This window comes from Pseudomonas azotoformans (assembly GCF_001579805.1).
GTDB lineage: Bacteria > Pseudomonadota > Gammaproteobacteria > Pseudomonadales > Pseudomonadaceae > Aquipseudomonas > Aquipseudomonas azotoformans_A.
Map to the genome: position 1 here is coordinate 2,395,348 of NZ_CP014546.1, position 15,677 is coordinate 2,411,024.

12 protein-coding genes and 1 pseudogene are annotated in these 15,677 nt (G+C 61.1%); 8 read left to right on the forward strand and 5 right to left on the reverse strand.

Going from position 1 to position 15,677, the window contains the following annotated elements:
- Nucleotides 1-32 precede the first annotated feature (32 nt).
- The gene (algW, locus tag AYR47_RS11070; RefSeq protein ID WP_061435266.1) at nt 33-1,187 is read right to left on the reverse strand and encodes a Do family serine endopeptidase AlgW; all 1,155 of its coding nucleotides are present in this window, start codon (nt 1,185-1,187) and stop codon (nt 33-35) included.
- Nucleotides 1,188-1,288: 101 nt separating this feature from the next.
- On the opposite strand from algW, the gene AYR47_RS11075 reads away from it, so the two are divergent.
- The 3 genes and pseudogenes from AYR47_RS11075 to cysN all read left to right on the forward strand — a co-directional run bounded on the left by AYR47_RS11075 (nt 1,289) and on the right by cysN (nt 5,010).
- Complete coding sequence (locus tag AYR47_RS11075) at nt 1,289-2,047, forward strand: Nif3-like dinuclear metal center hexameric protein (protein WP_033896983.1); 759 nt, start codon at nt 1,289-1,291, stop codon at nt 2,045-2,047.
- Between the two features lie 136 nt (nt 2,048-2,183).
- Nucleotides 2,184-3,101 carry a sulfate adenylyltransferase subunit CysD gene (gene cysD / locus AYR47_RS11080; protein ID WP_005784641.1) on the forward strand — a complete coding sequence of 306 codons (918 nt, stop codon included), beginning with the start codon at nt 2,184-2,186 and terminating at the stop codon, nt 3,099-3,101.
- 9 nt (nt 3,102-3,110) lie between these two features.
- A pseudogene (gene cysN / locus AYR47_RS11085) lies at nt 3,111-5,010 on the forward strand (sulfate adenylyltransferase subunit CysN).
- A 58-nt stretch (nt 5,011-5,068) separates the two neighbouring features.
- Here cysN and AYR47_RS11090 read toward each other — a convergent pair.
- The 3 genes from AYR47_RS11090 to AYR47_RS11100 all read right to left on the reverse strand — a co-directional run bounded on the left by AYR47_RS11090 (nt 5,069) and on the right by AYR47_RS11100 (nt 8,432).
- Nucleotides 5,069-5,962, reverse strand: a complete 894-nt coding sequence (locus AYR47_RS11090) for an acyltransferase (RefSeq protein ID WP_061435268.1) — start codon at nt 5,960-5,962, stop codon at nt 5,069-5,071.
- Nucleotides 5,963-8,062 (reverse strand): phosphate acetyltransferase, encoded by a 2,100-nt coding sequence (gene pta / locus AYR47_RS11095; RefSeq protein ID WP_033896986.1) that lies wholly within the window; start codon nt 8,060-8,062, stop codon nt 5,963-5,965. It lies immediately after the preceding gene.
- 79 nt (nt 8,063-8,141) lie between these two features.
- Nucleotides 8,142-8,432 (reverse strand): DUF3565 domain-containing protein, encoded by a 291-nt coding sequence (locus AYR47_RS11100; protein WP_033896987.1) that lies wholly within the window; start codon nt 8,430-8,432, stop codon nt 8,142-8,144.
- On the opposite strand from AYR47_RS11100, the gene AYR47_RS11105 reads away from it, so the two are divergent.
- A complete protein-coding gene (locus AYR47_RS11105) occupies nt 8,431-8,916 on the forward strand; it encodes an FKBP-type peptidyl-prolyl cis-trans isomerase (protein ID WP_016976314.1) in 486 nt (161 codons plus the stop codon). The two genes, AYR47_RS11100 and AYR47_RS11105, sit on opposite strands and share 2 nt — an antisense overlap.
- A gap of 279 nt (nt 8,917-9,195) precedes the next feature.
- Here AYR47_RS11105 and rpsT read toward each other — a convergent pair whose 3' ends face one another.
- On the reverse strand, nt 9,196-9,474 hold the full coding sequence (gene rpsT, locus AYR47_RS11110) for a 30S ribosomal protein S20 (RefSeq protein WP_016976313.1): 279 nt from the start codon (nt 9,472-9,474) through the stop codon (nt 9,196-9,198).
- A gap of 253 nt (nt 9,475-9,727) precedes the next feature.
- Here rpsT and murJ point away from each other — a divergent pair, with 253 nt between their 5' ends.
- The 4 genes from murJ to lspA all read left to right on the forward strand — a co-directional run bounded on the left by murJ (nt 9,728) and on the right by lspA (nt 15,672).
- Nucleotides 9,728-11,266, forward strand: a complete 1,539-nt coding sequence (murJ, locus tag AYR47_RS11115; RefSeq protein WP_033896988.1) for a murein biosynthesis integral membrane protein MurJ — start codon at nt 9,728-9,730, stop codon at nt 11,264-11,266.
- Nucleotides 11,267-11,385: 119 nt separating this feature from the next.
- Nucleotides 11,386-12,324, forward strand: a complete 939-nt coding sequence (gene ribF / locus AYR47_RS11120) for a bifunctional riboflavin kinase/FAD synthetase (RefSeq protein WP_010213269.1) — start codon at nt 11,386-11,388, stop codon at nt 12,322-12,324.
- 14 nt (nt 12,325-12,338) lie between these two features.
- Nucleotides 12,339-15,170 carry an isoleucine--tRNA ligase gene (gene ileS, locus AYR47_RS11125; RefSeq protein ID WP_033896990.1) on the forward strand — a complete coding sequence of 944 codons (2,832 nt, stop codon included), beginning with the start codon at nt 12,339-12,341 and terminating at the stop codon, nt 15,168-15,170.
- On the forward strand, nt 15,163-15,672 hold the full coding sequence (gene lspA / locus AYR47_RS11130) for a signal peptidase II (RefSeq protein ID WP_016976310.1): 510 nt from the start codon (nt 15,163-15,165) through the stop codon (nt 15,670-15,672). Before ileS ends, lspA begins: the two co-directional genes overlap by 8 nt.
- Nucleotides 15,673-15,677: the final 5 nt, after the last annotated feature.

Below are 15,677 nucleotides of genomic sequence, written 5' to 3' on the forward strand. Positions count from 1 at the left end.
GTGCCCGCGAATGGGCACCTGGACGAGGCGCTTTATTCCTCTTCTTTGATCGGTGCCGGCGGTGGACGCAAACCGATTTCCGCCAGCAACTTGATCTCCTTGCCGTTGCGCATCACCTGGATCGCCACCTTGTCGGTCGGCTTGATCCGCGCCACCTGGTTCATCGACTTACGGCCATCACCCGCCGGTTCACCATTGATGCTGAGGATCACATCCCCTAGTTGCAGGCCGGCTTTCTGCGCCGGGCCATCGCGGAAGATCCCGGCGACCACGATGCCTGGGCGTCCGGTCAAGCCGAAGGACTCGGCCAGTTCCTTGGTCAACGGTTGCACTTCAATCCCCAGCCAGCCACGGATCACCTGCCCGTGCTCGATGATCGACTTCATCACTTCCATCGCCAGCTTCACGGGGATCGCAAAACCGATGCCCTGTGAGCCGCCGGACTTGGAGAAAATCGCCGTGTTGATACCGGTCAGGTTGCCATTGGCATCCACCAGCGCACCGCCGGAGTTGCCCGGGTTGATCGCCGCATCGGTCTGGATGAAATCTTCGTAGCTATTAAGGCCTAACTGATTACGCCCGGTGGCACTGATAATGCCCATGGTCACGGTCTGGCCCACACCGAACGGGTTGCCGATGGCCAATGCCACGTCACCGACGCGCAAGCCATCGGAACGGCCGAGGGTGATGGACGGCAGGCTTTTCAGGTCGATCTTGAGTACCGCGAGGTCGGTTTCCGGGTCGCTGCCCACCACGCGGGCCAGGGTTTCGCGGCCGTCACGCAGGGCCACCACGATCTGGTCGGCGCCGGTGGTCACATGGTTGTTGGTGAGGATGTAGCCTTCTGGGCTCATGATCACGCCCGAACCCAGGCTGGATTCCATGCGCCGCTGCTTGGGCCCGTTGTCGCCGAAGTAGCGGCGGAACTGCGGGTCTTCAAACAGCGGGTGCGCCGGTTTGTTGATGACCTTGGTCGTGTACAGGTTGACCACCGCCGGGGCGGCGATGGTCACCGCGTCGGCATAAGTCACCGGGCCTTGCACCACCGCGCTGGTCTGCGGTGCCTGTTGCAGGTTCACATCCAGGCTGGGCAGGCCCACCAGCTCGGGGTAACGCTGAATAATCAGCATCGCGATCAGCACGCCAGCCAACAATGGCCATCCAAAAAAACGCAGCGCCTTGAGCATCAAGTAAGTCCTGACAGGTTGCAGGGGGCGAGAGAGCGCCCATAATGTCGCGCATTATACGAGGCTGTGACGCCTGCGAACGGGATATTTAGGAGTCTTTTATGGCCGTCCCCCTTACCACCCTCGTCGAGGAAGCGGACCGCTACCTCGGCAGCGCCAAAATTGCCGATTATTGCCCCAATGGCCTGCAGGTCGAGGGCCGCCCGCAAGTGATGCGCATCGTCAGTGGCGTGACGGCAAGCCAAGCCCTGCTGGACGCGGCCGTCGAAGCCCAGGCCGATTTGATCCTGGTACACCACGGCTATTTCTGGAAAGGCGAAAACCCCTGCATCACCGGCATGAAGCAGCGTCGCCTCAAGACCCTGCTCAAGCACGACATCAGCCTGTTGGCCTACCACCTGCCGCTGGACCTGCACCCCGACGTCGGCAACAACGTGCAACTTGCCCGTCAACTCGACATCACCGTCGAAGGCCCGTTGGACCCGAGCAACCCCAAGATCGTCGGCCTGGTCGGCTCCCTCGCCGAGCCCTTGTCGCCCCGTGATTTCGCGCGCCGCGTGCAGGAAGTCATGGGCCGCGAACCGCTGCTGATCGAAGGCAGCGACATGATCCGCCGCGTCGGCTGGTGCACCGGCGGTGGCCAGGGCTACATCGACCAGGCGATTGCCGCTGGCGTCGACCTGTACCTGAGCGGCGAAGCCTCCGAGCAGACCTTCCACAGCGCCCGCGAAAACGACATCAGCTTCATCGCCGCCGGCCACCACGCCACCGAGCGCTACGGCGTACAGGCCCTGGGTGATTACCTGGCGCGGCGCTTTGCCCTGGAGCATCTGTTCATCGACTGCCCCAACCCGATTTGAGGGCCAAACCTGGGGGCATATTCATATACCGTTTCGATCTAGCTGGCTCCCTGAATAGAAGCAGGTGCTGTGCTAGCATGCCCCGCTCGAACACGGCCCGCTGGCCGTCCATAAGATCGTTTTTCCGTGAGTAACCATGGTCGACAAACTGACGCATCTGAAACAGCTGGAGGCGGAAAGCATCCACATCATCCGCGAGGTCGCCGCCGAGTTCGACAACCCGGTGATGCTCTACTCGATCGGTAAAGACTCCGCCGTGATGCTGCATCTGGCACGCAAGGCCTTCTTCCCGGGCAAACTGCCGTTCCCGGTGATGCACGTCGACACCCGCTGGAAATTCCAGGAGATGTACAAGTTCCGCGACAAGATGGTCGAGGAGCTGGGCCTGGACTTGATCACCCACGTGAACCCGGACGGCGTGGCGCAGGGTATCAACCCCTTCACCCACGGCAGCGCCAAGCACACCGACATCATGAAGACCGAAGGCCTCAAGCAGGCGTTGGACAAACATGGTTTCGACGCCGCTTTCGGCGGTGCCCGTCGCGATGAAGAGAAATCCCGCGCCAAAGAGCGCGTGTATTCGTTCCGCGACAGCAAGCACCGCTGGGACCCGAAAAACCAGCGGCCCGAGCTGTGGAACGTCTACAACGGCAACGTCAACAAGGGCGAGTCGATCCGTGTGTTCCCGCTGTCCAACTGGACCGAGCTGGACATCTGGCAGTACATCTACCTCGAAGGCATCCCGATCGTGCCGCTGTACTTCGCCGCCGAGCGTGAAGTGATCGAGAAGAACGGCACGTTGATCATGATCGACGACGACCGCATCCTCGAGCACCTGTCCGACGAAGACAAAGCCCGAATCGTCAAAAAGAAAGTACGTTTCCGTACCCTTGGCTGCTACCCGTTGACGGGCGCGGTGGAGTCCGAAGCCGAGACGCTGACGGACATCATTCAGGAAATGCTCCTGACGCGAACTTCCGAGCGCCAGGGCCGTGTCATCGACCACGATGGTGCAGGCTCGATGGAAGATAAAAAACGTCAAGGCTATTTCTAAGGGGCTGTCATGTCGCATCAATCTGATTTGATCAGCGAGGACATCCTCGCCTACCTGGGCCAGCACGAGCGCAAGGAAATGTTGCGCTTCCTGACCTGCGGCAACGTCGACGACGGCAAGAGCACCCTGATCGGGCGCCTGCTGCACGACTCCAAGATGATCTACGAAGATCATCTGGAAGCCATCACCCGCGACTCGAAGAAGTCCGGCACCACCGGCGACGATATCGACCTGGCACTGCTGGTCGACGGCCTGCAGGCCCGAGCGTGAGCAAGGCATCACCATCGATGTCGCCTACCGCTACTTCTCCACCGCCAAGCGCAAATTCATCATCGCCGACACCCCCGGCCATGAGCAGTACACCCGCAACATGGCCACCGGTGCCTCCACCTGTGACCTGGCGATCATCCTGATTGACGCACGTTATGGCGTGCAGACCCAGACCCGTCGCCACAGCTTCATCGCCTCGTTGCTGGGCATCAAGCACATCGTGGTGGCCGTCAATAAGATGGACATCAACGGCTTCGACCAGAGCGTATTCGAGCAGATCAAGGCCGATTACCTGAAGTTCGCCGACGGTATCGCGTTCAAGCCGAGCACCCTGGCGTTCGTGCCAATGTCGGCGCTCAAGGGCGACAACGTGGTGAACAAGAGCGAGCGTTCGCCTTGGTACACCGGGCAGTCGCTGATGGAGATCCTCGAAACCGTCGAGATCGCCAACGACCGCAACTACACCGACCTGCGTTTCCCGGTGCAGTACGTGAACCGTCCGAACCTGAACTTCCGTGGTTTCGCCGGCACCCTGGCCAGCGGCATCGTGCACAAGGGCGACGAAGTCGTGGTGCTGCCGTCGGGCAAGAGCAGCCGCGTCAAATCCATCGTCACCTTTGAAGGTGAGTTGGAACACGCCGGCCCAGGCCAAGCCGTGACCCTGACCATGGAAGATGAGATCGATATCTCCCGTGGCGACCTGCTGGTACACGCCGACAACGTGCCGCAAGTGACCGATGCCTTCGACGCCATGCTGGTGTGGATGGCCGAAGAGCCGATGCTGCCGGGCAAGAAATACGACATCAAGCGCGCCACCAGCTACGTGCCGGGTTCCATCACCAGCATCGTGCACCGCGTGGATGTGAACACCCTGGCCGAAGGTCCGGCGAGTTCGCTGCAACTGAACGAAATTGGCCGGGTCAAGGTCAGCCTCGACGCCGCCATCGCCCTGGACGGTTACGACAGCAACCGCACCACCGGCGCGTTCATTGTCATCGACCGTTTGACCAACGGCACCGTGGCAGCGGGCATGATCATCGCGCCGCCGGTCACCCACGGCAGCTCGGCGCAACACGGCAAGCTGGCTCACGTCGCCACCGAAGAACGCGCACTGCGCTTTGGCCAGCAACCGGCCACCGTGTTGTTCAGTGGCCTGTCGGGCGCCGGCAAGAGCACCTTGGCCTACGCGGTTGAGCGCAAGCTCTTCGACATGGGCCGTGCGGTGTTCGTGCTGGATGGCCAGAACCTGCGTCACGACCTGAACAAAGGCTTGCCGCAGGACCGGGCTGGGCGTACCGAGAACTGGCGTCGTGCCGCTCACGTAGCGCGTCAGTTCAACGAGGCGGGCCTGCTGACCCTGGCCGCGTTCGTGGCGCCGGATGCCGAAGGCCGCGAACAGGCCAAGGCGCTGATTGGCAGTGATCGTTTGCTGACCGTCTACGTGCAAGCGTCGCCGTTGGTGTGCGCCGAGCGTGATCCGCAGGGCCTGTACGCGGCGGGTGGGGATAACATCCCTGGCGAATCCTTCCCGTACGACGTGCCGTTGAATGCCGACCTGGTGATCGACACCCAGGCCTTGTCGTTGGAAGAAAGCGTCAAGCAAGTGCTAGAGCTGTTGCGTCAGCGCGGCGCGATCTAAAGATCGCAGCCACAAAAAAGCCCGCCATCGAGTGATCGATGGCGGGCTTTTTCATGAATTATCGAGGGTACTGGGTATGCAGCTTTTCCAGTAATGCGTCCTTGTCTTCCCACAACCGGTTGATCCAACCCTGGAACGCCGTCCGGTACTCCCCATCCTGCTCATAATTCTTGCCAATGAACGCGGCCGGGATCTGCACTTCTTCAAACTGCACCACAACGTCCTGCACATTCCCGCACAGCAAATCCCAATACCCAGGGCGACCGGCGGGGTAGTGAATGGTCACATTGACCAATGACTTCAACTGCTCACCCATCGCATCCAGCACAAACGCAATGCCACCGGCTTTAGGCTTGAGCAGATAACGGAACGGCGACTTTTGCTGTGCATGCTTGCCCGGGGTAAACCGCGTGCCTTCGGCAAAGTTGAAAATGCCCACCGGGTTGTCGCGAAACTTCGCACAGGTCTTGCGGGTGGTTTCCAGGTCCTTGCCTTTCTTTTCCGGGTGTTTTTCCAGGTAGGCCTTGGTGTAGCGCTTCATGAACGGAAAGCCCAGAGCCCACCATGCCAGGCCAATCACCGGCACCCATATCAGCTCCTGTTTCAGGAAGAACTTCAGCGGACGAACCCGCCGGTTCAGCACGTATTGCAGCACCATGATGTCGACCCAGCTCTGGTGGTTGCTGGTCACCAGGTACGAGTGCTGATAGTCCAGCCCCTCCAGGCCGGTGAGGTGCCAGCGCGTGCGCCGCACCAGGTTCATCCAGCCCTTGTTGTTGGTCACCCAGGCTTCATGGGTGTGGTTCATCAGCCATTCGCTGAAGCGCTTGGCAAACGGCAACGCCTTGAACAGCGCCACGATAAACAGGAACGAACACAACAGGATCGTGTTCAGCGCCAACAACAGCGACGCAATCACCCCGCGCACGGCGGCAGGTAGAAAATCCAGCATTTAGATATCCATAGGTCGGTTGGCGGCTTGGATCGCAGTGAGCGCGATGGTGTACACGATGTCGTCTACCTGGGCGCCGCGCGGCAGGTCGTTGACCGGTTTGCGCAGGCCTTGAAGCATCGGCCCCAGGCTCACGCAATCGGCGCTGCGCTGCACGGCCTTGTGGGTGGTGTTGCCGGTGTTGAGGTCGGGGAACACAAATACGGTGGCCTTGCCGGCGACCTGGCTGTTGGGCGCCAGTTGCCGGGCAACGTTTTCGTTGGCGGCGGCGTCGTATTGCAGCGGCCCGTCGATCAACAACGAGCTTTGCTGTTCGTGGGCGAGCAGGGTGGCTTCGCGGACTTTTTCCACTTCCTCGCCGCTGGCCGAGTCGCCGCTGGAATAGCTGATCATCGCCACGCGCGGCGTGATGCCGAATGCCGCCGCCGAGTCGGCACTTTGCAACGCGATCTCCGCCAATTCGGCGGCGCTTGGGTGCGGGTTCATCACGCAGTCGCCGTACACCAGCACCTGCTCGGGGAACAGCATGAAGAACACCGACGACACCAGCGTGCAGCCCGGCGCCGTTTTAATCAGCTGCAGGGCAGGGCGGATGGTATTGGCGGTGGAGTGGATGACGCCGGACACCAGGCCGTCCACTTCGTCCAGCGCGAGCATCATGGTGGCGATCACCACGGTGTCTTCCAGCTGCTGCTCGGCCATCGGCGCGTTGAGGCTCTTGCTCTTGCGCAGCGCGACCATCGGCTCGACGTAGCGCTGGCGGATCAGGTCCGGGTCGAGAATCTCCAGGCCTTCGGGCAATTCGATGCCCTGGGCGCGGGCGACCGCTTCCACGTCCGCCGGCTTGGCCAGCAACACGCAGCGCGCAATGCCCCGCGCCTGGCAGATCGCGGCGGCTTGCACGGTCAGTGGTTCGCTGCCTTCGGGCAATACAATGCGTTTGTTGGCGGCCTGGGCGCGCTGGATCAACTGATAGCGGAACACCGCCGGCGACAGGCGCATCTCCCGTGGCGTGCCGCAACGCTGATGCAACCAGCGCGCATCCAGATGGCTGGCGACGAAGTCGGTGATGATCTCCGCACGTTCGCGATCATCAATCGGGATTTCCTTGTTGAGGCTGTTGAGCTGGTTCGCCGTGTCGTAGGAACCGGTGCTCACCGACAACACCGGCAGCCCGGCCTGGAACGCGCCACGGCATAACTCCATGATGCGCGGGTCGGGCAGGGTGTCGCTGGTCAGCAGCAGGCCGGCCAGGGGCACGCCGTTGATCGCGGCGAGGCTGACGGCGAGGATGATGTCGTCGCGGTCGCCGGGGGTCACCACCAATACGCCGGGCTTGAGCAGCTCCACGGTGTTACGCATGGTGCGGGCGCAGATGATGATTTTGGTCATGCGCCGGGTTTCGTAGTCGCCGGCGTTGAGGATCTGCGCGCCCATCAGGTCGGCCACGTCACGTGTGCGCGGGGCGTTGAGTTCCGGTTGATAGGGAATGCAGCCGAGCAGGCGGAAATCACCGCTGCGCAACAGGGGCGAATGCTCTTTGAGGCGCGCCGCGAAGGCTTCCATGCTTTCGTCGGTGCGCACCTTGTTGAGGATCACGCCGAGCACTTTCGGGTCTTTCGGCCCGCCGAACAGTTGGGCCTGCAATTCCACGCGCCCGGAGAGTTCGGTGAGCACTTCGTTTTCCGGGGCCGAGACCAGGATCACTTCCGCATCCAGGCTCTTGGCCAGGTGCAGGTTGACCCGCGCCGCATAGCTGGCGCTGCGGGTCGGCACCATGCCTTCGACGATCAGTACGTCCTTGCCCACGGCGGCTTGTTGGTACAGCGTGATGATTTCTTCGAGCAGTTCGTCGAGCTGGCCGTCGCCGAGCATGCGCTCCACGTGGGCCAGGCCCAGGGGCTGTGGCGGCTTGAGGCCATGGGTGCGCGCCACCAGTTCGGTGGAACGCTCGGGGCCGGTATCGCCGGGGTGTGGTTGGGCAATCGGCTTGAAGAACCCGACTTTCAGCCCGGCCCGCTCAAGGGTACGCACCAGCCCCAGGCTGATGGAGGTCAGACCCACACCAAAATCGGTGGGCGCGATAAAAAAAGTCTGCATGCGAATTCTCTGAAGGTGCATGGCTTCGGTGAGGCTCTATGGTTGAACGTCTACCGGGAATCAGGCGCCAAGGTTATCGTTATTCGTGTGCTTGCGCACACCAGCCGCAGGCAAAGGGCTGGCCTATTTTTTCAAGGCGTTGCGCGGGGTCGAGTACCCAGGCGCGGGACTGCCAGGGTGGCTGGTGGCGCAGGTGCTGGGTGTGGCCACAGGACAGCTCCGCAACCCAGTGCTGGTCGTCATCCTGATGGAACCCGATGATGAAGGATGCCGTTGATCGGTCCCGTCTGTCCGGGTTCTGTTCGCTTTCGGGCAAATCCTTGTTTAGACTTGTCCGTTCTTCATTCTTATGCAAAAGGTCTCGCCCCATGACGATCGCCGCTAACAAGGCTGTCTCCATCGACTATACCCTGACCAACGACGCTGGTGAGGTCATCGACAGCTCCGCCGGCGGCGCGCCGCTGGTCTACCTGCAAGGCGCAGGTAACATCATCCCAGGCCTGGAAAAGGCTCTGGAAGGCAAGAACGTCGGTGATGAGCTGACCGTTGCCGTAGAACCTGAAGATGCCTACGGCGAGTACTCGGCCGAACTGGTCAGCACCCTGAGCCGCAGCATGTTCGAAGGCGTTGACGAACTGGAAGTGGGCATGCAGTTCCACGCTTCCGCGCCAGACGGCCAAATGCAGATCGTGACCATCCGTGATCTGGACGGCGACGACGTGACCGTCGACGGCAACCACCCTCTGGCTGGCCAGCGCCTGAACTTCCAAGTGAAGATCGTTGCTATCCGCGACGCTTCCCAGGAAGAGGTGGCCCACGGCCACGTCCACGGTGAAGGCGGTCACCAGCACTGATTGATGTAGTAATCAGTTGCTAGCAAAAACGCCCCGACTGGTTCGGGGCGTTTTTTTTGTGCCCAAAAAGTGACTCAGGCGCGGCTCTTTTGTGGCGAGGGAGCTTGCTCCCGCTGGGGCGCGAAGCGGCCCCCGCTCTTTGAAAAGACTAGGACTGCTACGCAGTCCAGCGGGAGCAAGCTCCCTCGCCACAGGCACAAACAAAAATGCCCCACACCTTTCGGTCCGGGGCATTTCTTAACTGTTGCGTAACCTGGGTTACGCGGCAGTTGTTACCACTTAGGCTGCAGCAGCGACGCTCAGAGCCTTGATGTGGCCATTCAGACGGCTCTTATGACGAGCGGCCTTGTTCTTGTGGATGATGCCTTTATCGGCCATGCGGTCGATAACTGGCACAGCCAGAACGTAAGCTGCTTGAGCTTTTTCAGCGTCTTTGGTGTCGATGGCTTTAACTACATTCTTGATGTAGGTACGAACCATGGAACGCAGGCTGGCGTTGTGGCTGCGACGCTTCTCAGCCTGTTTTGCACGTTTTTTGGCGGAAGGTGTGTTGGCCACCGTCGAGCTCCTCGAAAGACTTTTTAGGAAATAGCAAACAAAATAGGCCGCGAATCATGCCGATGACTTGATGGGTTGTCAAGGGCGGCTGATGCGAACTGCTGAGTGGTCGATCTGAAGAGGCGGGTGATTTATTTCCGGCGCTTGACCTGTAAACTCGCGAGCTTTGGCTCTGTGCTGTTGCAGGCGCGCAGTATCGCATAAACAGGCGCTTTGTTCGCCTGCTCTTTATCTAAAGGCGCAAACTCTTTCAATGAATCTGCTCAAATCGTTGGCTGCCGTCAGCTCTATCACGATGATCTCCCGGGTTTTGGGGTTTGTGCGTGACACCCTGCTGGCGCGCATTTTTGGCGCCAGCATGGCCACGGATGCGTTCTTTATTGCCTTCAAACTGCCCAACCTGCTGCGGCGGATCTTTGCCGAAGGCGCGTTTTCCCAGGCCTTCGTGCCGATCCTGGCCGAATACAAGACCCAGCAGGGCGAAGAAGCCACCCGCACCTTTATTGCCTACGTCTCAGGCCTGTTGACCCTTGTTTTGATGCTGGTAACCGTCCTCGGCATGCTCGCCGCGCCCTGGGTGATCTGGGCCACGGCGCCTGGTTTTGCCAATACCCCGGAAAAATTTGCGCTGACCACCGACCTGCTGCGGGTGACCTTTCCTTATATATTGCTGATCTCCCTGTCTTCCTTGGCTGGTGCGATCCTCAACACTTGGAACCGTTTCTCAGTGCCGGCCTTCGTGCCGACCCTGCTGAACGTCAGCATGATCATCTTCGCGCTGTTCCTCACGCCTTACTTCGATCCACCGGTGATGGCCCTGGGCTGGGCCGTACTGGCCGGCGGCCTGGCGCAATTGCTCTACCAACTGCCGCACTTGAAAAAGATCGGCATGCTTGTGCTGCCGCGCCTGAACCTCAAGGACACCGGCGTATGGCGCGTGATGCGCAATATGCTGCCGGCGATCCTCGGTGTGTCGGTCAGCCAGATTTCCCTGATCATCAATACGGCGTTCGCCTCGCTGCTGGTGTCCGGCTCGGTGTCGTGGATGTACTACGCCGACCGTCTGATGGAGTTGCCGTCCGGCGTGCTGGGCGTGGCGTTGGGCACGATTCTGCTGCCGACCCTGGCGCGCACCTATGCCAGCAAGGATCGCCAGGAGTATTCACGCATTCTCGACTGGGGCCTGCGCCTGTGCTTTGTATTGGTGCTGCCATGTGCCCTGGCGCTGGGGATCCTGGCCGAGCCGTTGACCGTGTCGCTGTTTCAATACGGCCAGTTCGATGCCCATGACGCCTTGATGACCCAGCACGCGCTGGTCGCCTATTCCGTCGGCCTGCTTGGCATTATCGTGATCAAAGTGCTGGCTCCCGGCTTCTATGCCCAGCAGAACATCCGTACGCCGGTGAAAATCGCGATATTCACGCTGATCGTCACGCAACTGCTCAACCTGGTGTTTATCGGCCCGCTGGCCCACGCCGGCCTGGCCCTGGCGATCAGTGCGGGTGCGTGCATCAACGCCGGGCTGTTGTTTTACCAATTGCGTAAGCAGCAGATGTTCCAGCCGCAGCCAGGCTGGGGCCTGTTTGCCCTCAAGTTGCTGGTGGCGGTGGCCATGATGTCGGCCGTGCTGCTGGGCCTGATGCACTTCATGCCGGCGTGGGATGAAGGCCAAATGCTGGAGCGCTTCATGCGTCTTGGCGTGTTGGTCGTCGCGGGCGTGGTGGTGTACTTCGGGATGTTGCTGCTGCAGGGCTTCCGCCTGCGGGATTTCAATCGCAAGTCCCTGGGTTAGAGAGTTTGCCGCGATAAAACCGTTGTTTTATCGATTCGATCCATTTGGCCTGTGCTGTTGCCTGTCGTCCGGGGCCGGGTGTGGTTATAATCGACCACTTTATGAGCAAGAAGCGCGTTATGCAGCTGGTTCGAGGTCTCCACAACCTGCGCCCCGAGCATCGGGGCTGCGTCGCCACTATTGGCAACTTTGACGGTGTTCACCGTGGCCACCAGGCTATCCTGGCTCGGCTGCGCGAACGCGCGGTCGAGTTGGGCGTGCCCAGCTGCGTGGTGATTTTCGAGCCACAGCCGCGGGAATACTTCACCCCCGAAACCGCGCCAGCCCGCCTGGCCCGCCTGCGGGACAAGCTGCAATTGCTGGCTGAAGAGGGCGTGGACCGTGTCCTCTGCCTGGCCTTCAACCAGCGTTTGCAAAGCCTGAGCGCTGCCGAGTTCGTCGACCGTATCCTGGTCGATGGCCTGGGCGTGCAGCATTTGGAGGTCGGTGACGATTTCCGCTTCGGTTGCGACCGTGTCGGGGATTTCGATTTCCTGCAACACGCGGGCGTCAACCAGGGTTTTACCGTCGAAGCCGCGCAAACCGTCGAACTGGACGGCCTGCGCGTGAGCAGTACCCAGGTGCGTAACGCCCTGGCTGCTGCCGACTTCGCCTTGGCCGAGCGTTTGCTCGGTCGCCCGTTCCGCATTGCCGGGCGGGTCCTGCACGGCCAGAAGCTGGCGCGCCAATTGGGCACGCCAACCGCCAACGTGCAACTCAAGCGCCGTCGTGTGCCGCTGACCGGGGTCTACCTGGTGAGCGTCGACATCGACGGCCAATCGTGGCCCGGAGTCGCCAACATAGGCGTCAGGCCCACGGTTGCAGGTGATGGCAAGGCCCACCTGGAAGTACACCTGCTGGATTTTGCCGGTGATCTGTATGACCGGCGTTTGACGGTGGTTTTCCACCAGAAGCTGCGTGAAGAGCAGCGTTTCGCCTCCCTTGAGGCGTTGAAAACGGCGATCAATGCGGATGTCGCCGCCGCCCGTGCACTAGCCGCACCTAGCGCCCATCGCTAACCGAAGAGCCTTAAATGACCGACTATAAAGCCACGCTAAACCTTCCGGACACCGCCTTCCCAATGAAGGCCGGCCTGCCACAGCGCGAACCGCAGATCCTGCAGCGCTGGGACAGTATTGGCCTGTACGGAAAGTTGCGCGAAATTGGCAAGGATCGTCCGAAATTCGTCCTGCACGACGGCCCTCCTTATGCCAACGGCACGATTCACATCGGTCATGCGCTGAACAAGATTCTCAAGGACATGATCCTGCGCTCGAAAACCCTGTCGGGCTTCGACGCGCCGTACGTGCCGGGTTGGGACTGCCACGGCCTGCCGATCGAACACAAAGTCGAAGTGACCTACGGCAAGAACCTGGGCGCGGATAAAACCCGCGAACTGTGCCGTGCCTACGCCACCGAACAAATCGAAGGGCAGAAGTCCGAATTCATCCGCCTGGGTGTGCTGGGCGAGTGGGACAACCCCTACAAGACCATGAACTTCAAGAACGAGGCCGGGGAAATCCGTGCCTTGGCCGAGATCGTCAAGGGCGGTTTCGTGTTCAAGGGCCTCAAGCCTGTGAACTGGTGCTTCGACTGCGGTTCGGCCCTGGCTGAAGCGGAAGTCGAGTACGAAGACAAGAAGTCCTCGACCATCGACGTGGCCTTCCCGATCGCCGACGACGCCAAGCTGGCCGAGGCCTTTGGCCTCTCTTCCCTGGCCAAGCCGGCCGCCATCGTGATTTGGACCACCACCCCGTGGACCATCCCGGCCAACCAGGCGCTGAACGTGCACCCGGAGTTCACCTATGCCCTGGTGGACGTCGGTGATCGCCTGCTGGTGCTGGCCGAGGAAATGGTCGAGGCCTGCCTGGCCCGCTACGAGCTGCAAGGTTCGGTCATCGCGACCACCACCGGCAGCGCGCTGGAGCTGATCAACTTCCGCCACCCGTTCTATGACCGCCTGTCGCCGGTGTACCTGGCTGACTACGTTGAGCTGGGTTCGGGCACCGGTATCGTTCACTGCTCGCCTGCCTATGGCGTAGACGACTTTGTGATCTGTAAGAAGTACGGCCTGGTCAACGACGACATCATCAACCCGGTGCAAAGCAACGGCGTGTATGTACCGTCGCTGGAGTTCTTCGGCGGTCAGTTCATCTTCAAGGCCGATCAGCCGATCATCGAAAAGCTGCGTGAGGTCGGTGCGCTGATGCAAACCGCCACCATCCAGCACAGCTACATGCACTGCTGGCGCCACAAGACCCCGCTGATCTACCGCGCCACCGCGCAGTGGTTCATCGGTATGGACAAAGAGCCCACCAGCGGCGACACCCTGCGTGTGCGCTCGCTCAAAGCCATCGAGGACACTAAGTTCGTCCCGGCCTGGGGCCAGGCGCGCCTGCACTCGATGATCGCCAACCGTCCGGACTGGTGCATCTCCCGTCAGCGTAACTGGGGCGTGCCGATCCCGTTCTTCCTGAACAAGGAAAGCGGCGAGCTGCACCCACGTACCGTCGAACTGATGGAACAAGTGGCCCAGCGCGTTGAACAGGAAGGCATCGAGGCCTGGTTCAAGCTGGACGCCGCCGAACTGTTGGGCGACGAAGCGCCGCAGTACGACAAGATCAGCGACACCCTCGACGTGTGGTTCGATTCGGGTACTACCCACTGGCACGTGCTGCGCGGCTCGCACCCGATGGGTCACGAGACCGGCCCGCGTGCCGACCTGTACCTGGAAGGCTCCGACCAACACCGTGGCTGGTTCCACTCGTCGTTGCTGACCGGTTGCGCCATCGACAACCACGCGCCGTACCGCGAACTGCTGACCCACGGCTTCACCGTCGACGAGACGGGCCGCAAGATGTCCAAGTCGCTGAAGAACGTGATCGAGCCGAAAAAGATCAACGACACCCTGGGCGCCGACATCATGCGCCTGTGGGTTGCGTCGACCGACTATTCGGGCGAAATCGCCGTATCGGACCAGATCCTGGCCCGCAGCGCCGATGCCTACCGCCGCATCCGTAATACCGCACGCTTCCTGCTGTCGAACCTGACCGGTTTCAACCCGGCCACCGACATCCTGCCGGCCGAGGACATGCTTGCCCTCGACCGTTGGGCCGTGGACCGTACCTTGTTGCTGCAACGCGAGTTGCAGGAAAACTACGGCGAATACCGCTTCTGGAACGTGTACTCGAAGATTCACAACTTCTGCGTGCAGGAGCTGGGTGGTTTTTACCTCGACATCATCAAGGACCGCCAGTACACCACCGGCGCCAACAGCAAGGCTCGCCGCTCGGCGCAGACCGCGCTGTATCACATCTCCGAAGCGCTGGTGCGCTGGATCGCACCGATCCTGGCCTTCACCGCCGACGAACTGTGGGAATACCTGCCGGGCGAGCGTAACGAGTCCGTGATGCTCAACACCTGGTACGAAGGCCTGACCGAATTGCCGGCCGACTTCGAACTGGGTCGCGAGTACTGGGAAGGCGTGATGGCCGTGAAGGTTGCGGTGAACAAGGAGCTGGAAGTGCAACGTGCGGCCAAGGCCGTCGGTGGCAACCTGCAAGCCGAAGTCACCCTGTTCGCCGAAGACGGCTTGACCGCCGACCTGGCCAAGCTGAGCAACGAGCTGCGCTTCGTGCTGATCACCTCCACCGCGAGCCTGGCGCCATTCGCCCAGGCCCCGGCGGACGCGGTCGCCACCGAAGTGCCGGGCCTCAAGCTCAAAGTGGTCAAGTCGGCCTTCCCTAAGTGCGCCCGTTGCTGGCACTGCCGTGAAGACGTCGGCGTGAACCCTGAGCATCCGGAAATCTGTGGTCGCTGCGTCGACAACATCTCGGGTGCTGGTGAGGTTCGCCACTATGCCTGATGCCAGCCGTTTCGGACGTCTGGGCTGGCTCGTACTGAGTCTGCTGGTCCTGGTCATCGACCAGGTCAGCAAGGCTCATTTCGAAGGCTCCCTGCAGATGTTCCAGCAGATCGTGGTGATCCCGGATTACTTCAGCTGGACCCTGGCCTACAACACCGGCGCCGCTTTCAGCTTTTTGGCTGATGGCGGTGGCTGGCAGCGCTGGCTATTTGCCCTGATCGCCGTGGTGGTCAGTGCGGTGCTGGTGGTGTGGCTCAAGCGTCTTGGTCGCGATGACACCTGGCTGGCGGTCGCCTTGGCCCTGGTGTTGGGCGGCGCGCTGGGCAACCTGTACGACCGCATCGCCCTTGGCCATGTGATCGACTTTATCCTGGTGCATTGGCAGAACCGCTGGTACTTCCCGGCGTTCAACTTTGCCGACAGCGCCATCACCGTTGGTGCAATCATGCTGGCGTTGGACATGTTCAAAAGTAAGAAAACCGGAGAGACCGTTAATGACTGATCAGG

Coding starts and splice junctions, on each gene's coding strand:
- algW (WP_061435266.1), bottom strand. CDS start 1,187: ATGCTCAAGGCGCTGCGTTTTTTTGGATGGCCATTGTTGGCTGGCGTG.
- AYR47_RS11075 (WP_033896983.1), top strand. CDS start 1,289: ATGGCCGTCCCCCTTACCACCCTCGTCGAGGAAGCGGACCGCTACCTC.
- cysD (WP_005784641.1), top strand. CDS start 2,184: ATGGTCGACAAACTGACGCATCTGAAACAGCTGGAGGCGGAAAGCATC.
- AYR47_RS11090 (WP_061435268.1), bottom strand. CDS start 5,962: ATGCTGGATTTTCTACCTGCCGCCGTGCGCGGGGTGATTGCGTCGCTG.
- pta (WP_033896986.1), bottom strand. CDS start 8,062: ATGCAGACTTTTTTTATCGCGCCCACCGATTTTGGTGTGGGTCTGACC.
- AYR47_RS11105 (WP_016976314.1), top strand. CDS start 8,431: ATGACGATCGCCGCTAACAAGGCTGTCTCCATCGACTATACCCTGACC.
- AYR47_RS11100 (WP_033896987.1), bottom strand. CDS start 8,432: ATGGGGCGAGACCTTTTGCATAAGAATGAAGAACGGACAAGTCTAAAC.
- murJ (WP_033896988.1), top strand. CDS start 9,728: ATGAATCTGCTCAAATCGTTGGCTGCCGTCAGCTCTATCACGATGATC.
- ribF (WP_010213269.1), top strand. CDS start 11,386: ATGCAGCTGGTTCGAGGTCTCCACAACCTGCGCCCCGAGCATCGGGGC.
- ileS (WP_033896990.1), top strand. CDS start 12,339: ATGACCGACTATAAAGCCACGCTAAACCTTCCGGACACCGCCTTCCCA.
- lspA (WP_016976310.1), top strand. CDS start 15,163: ATGCCTGATGCCAGCCGTTTCGGACGTCTGGGCTGGCTCGTACTGAGT.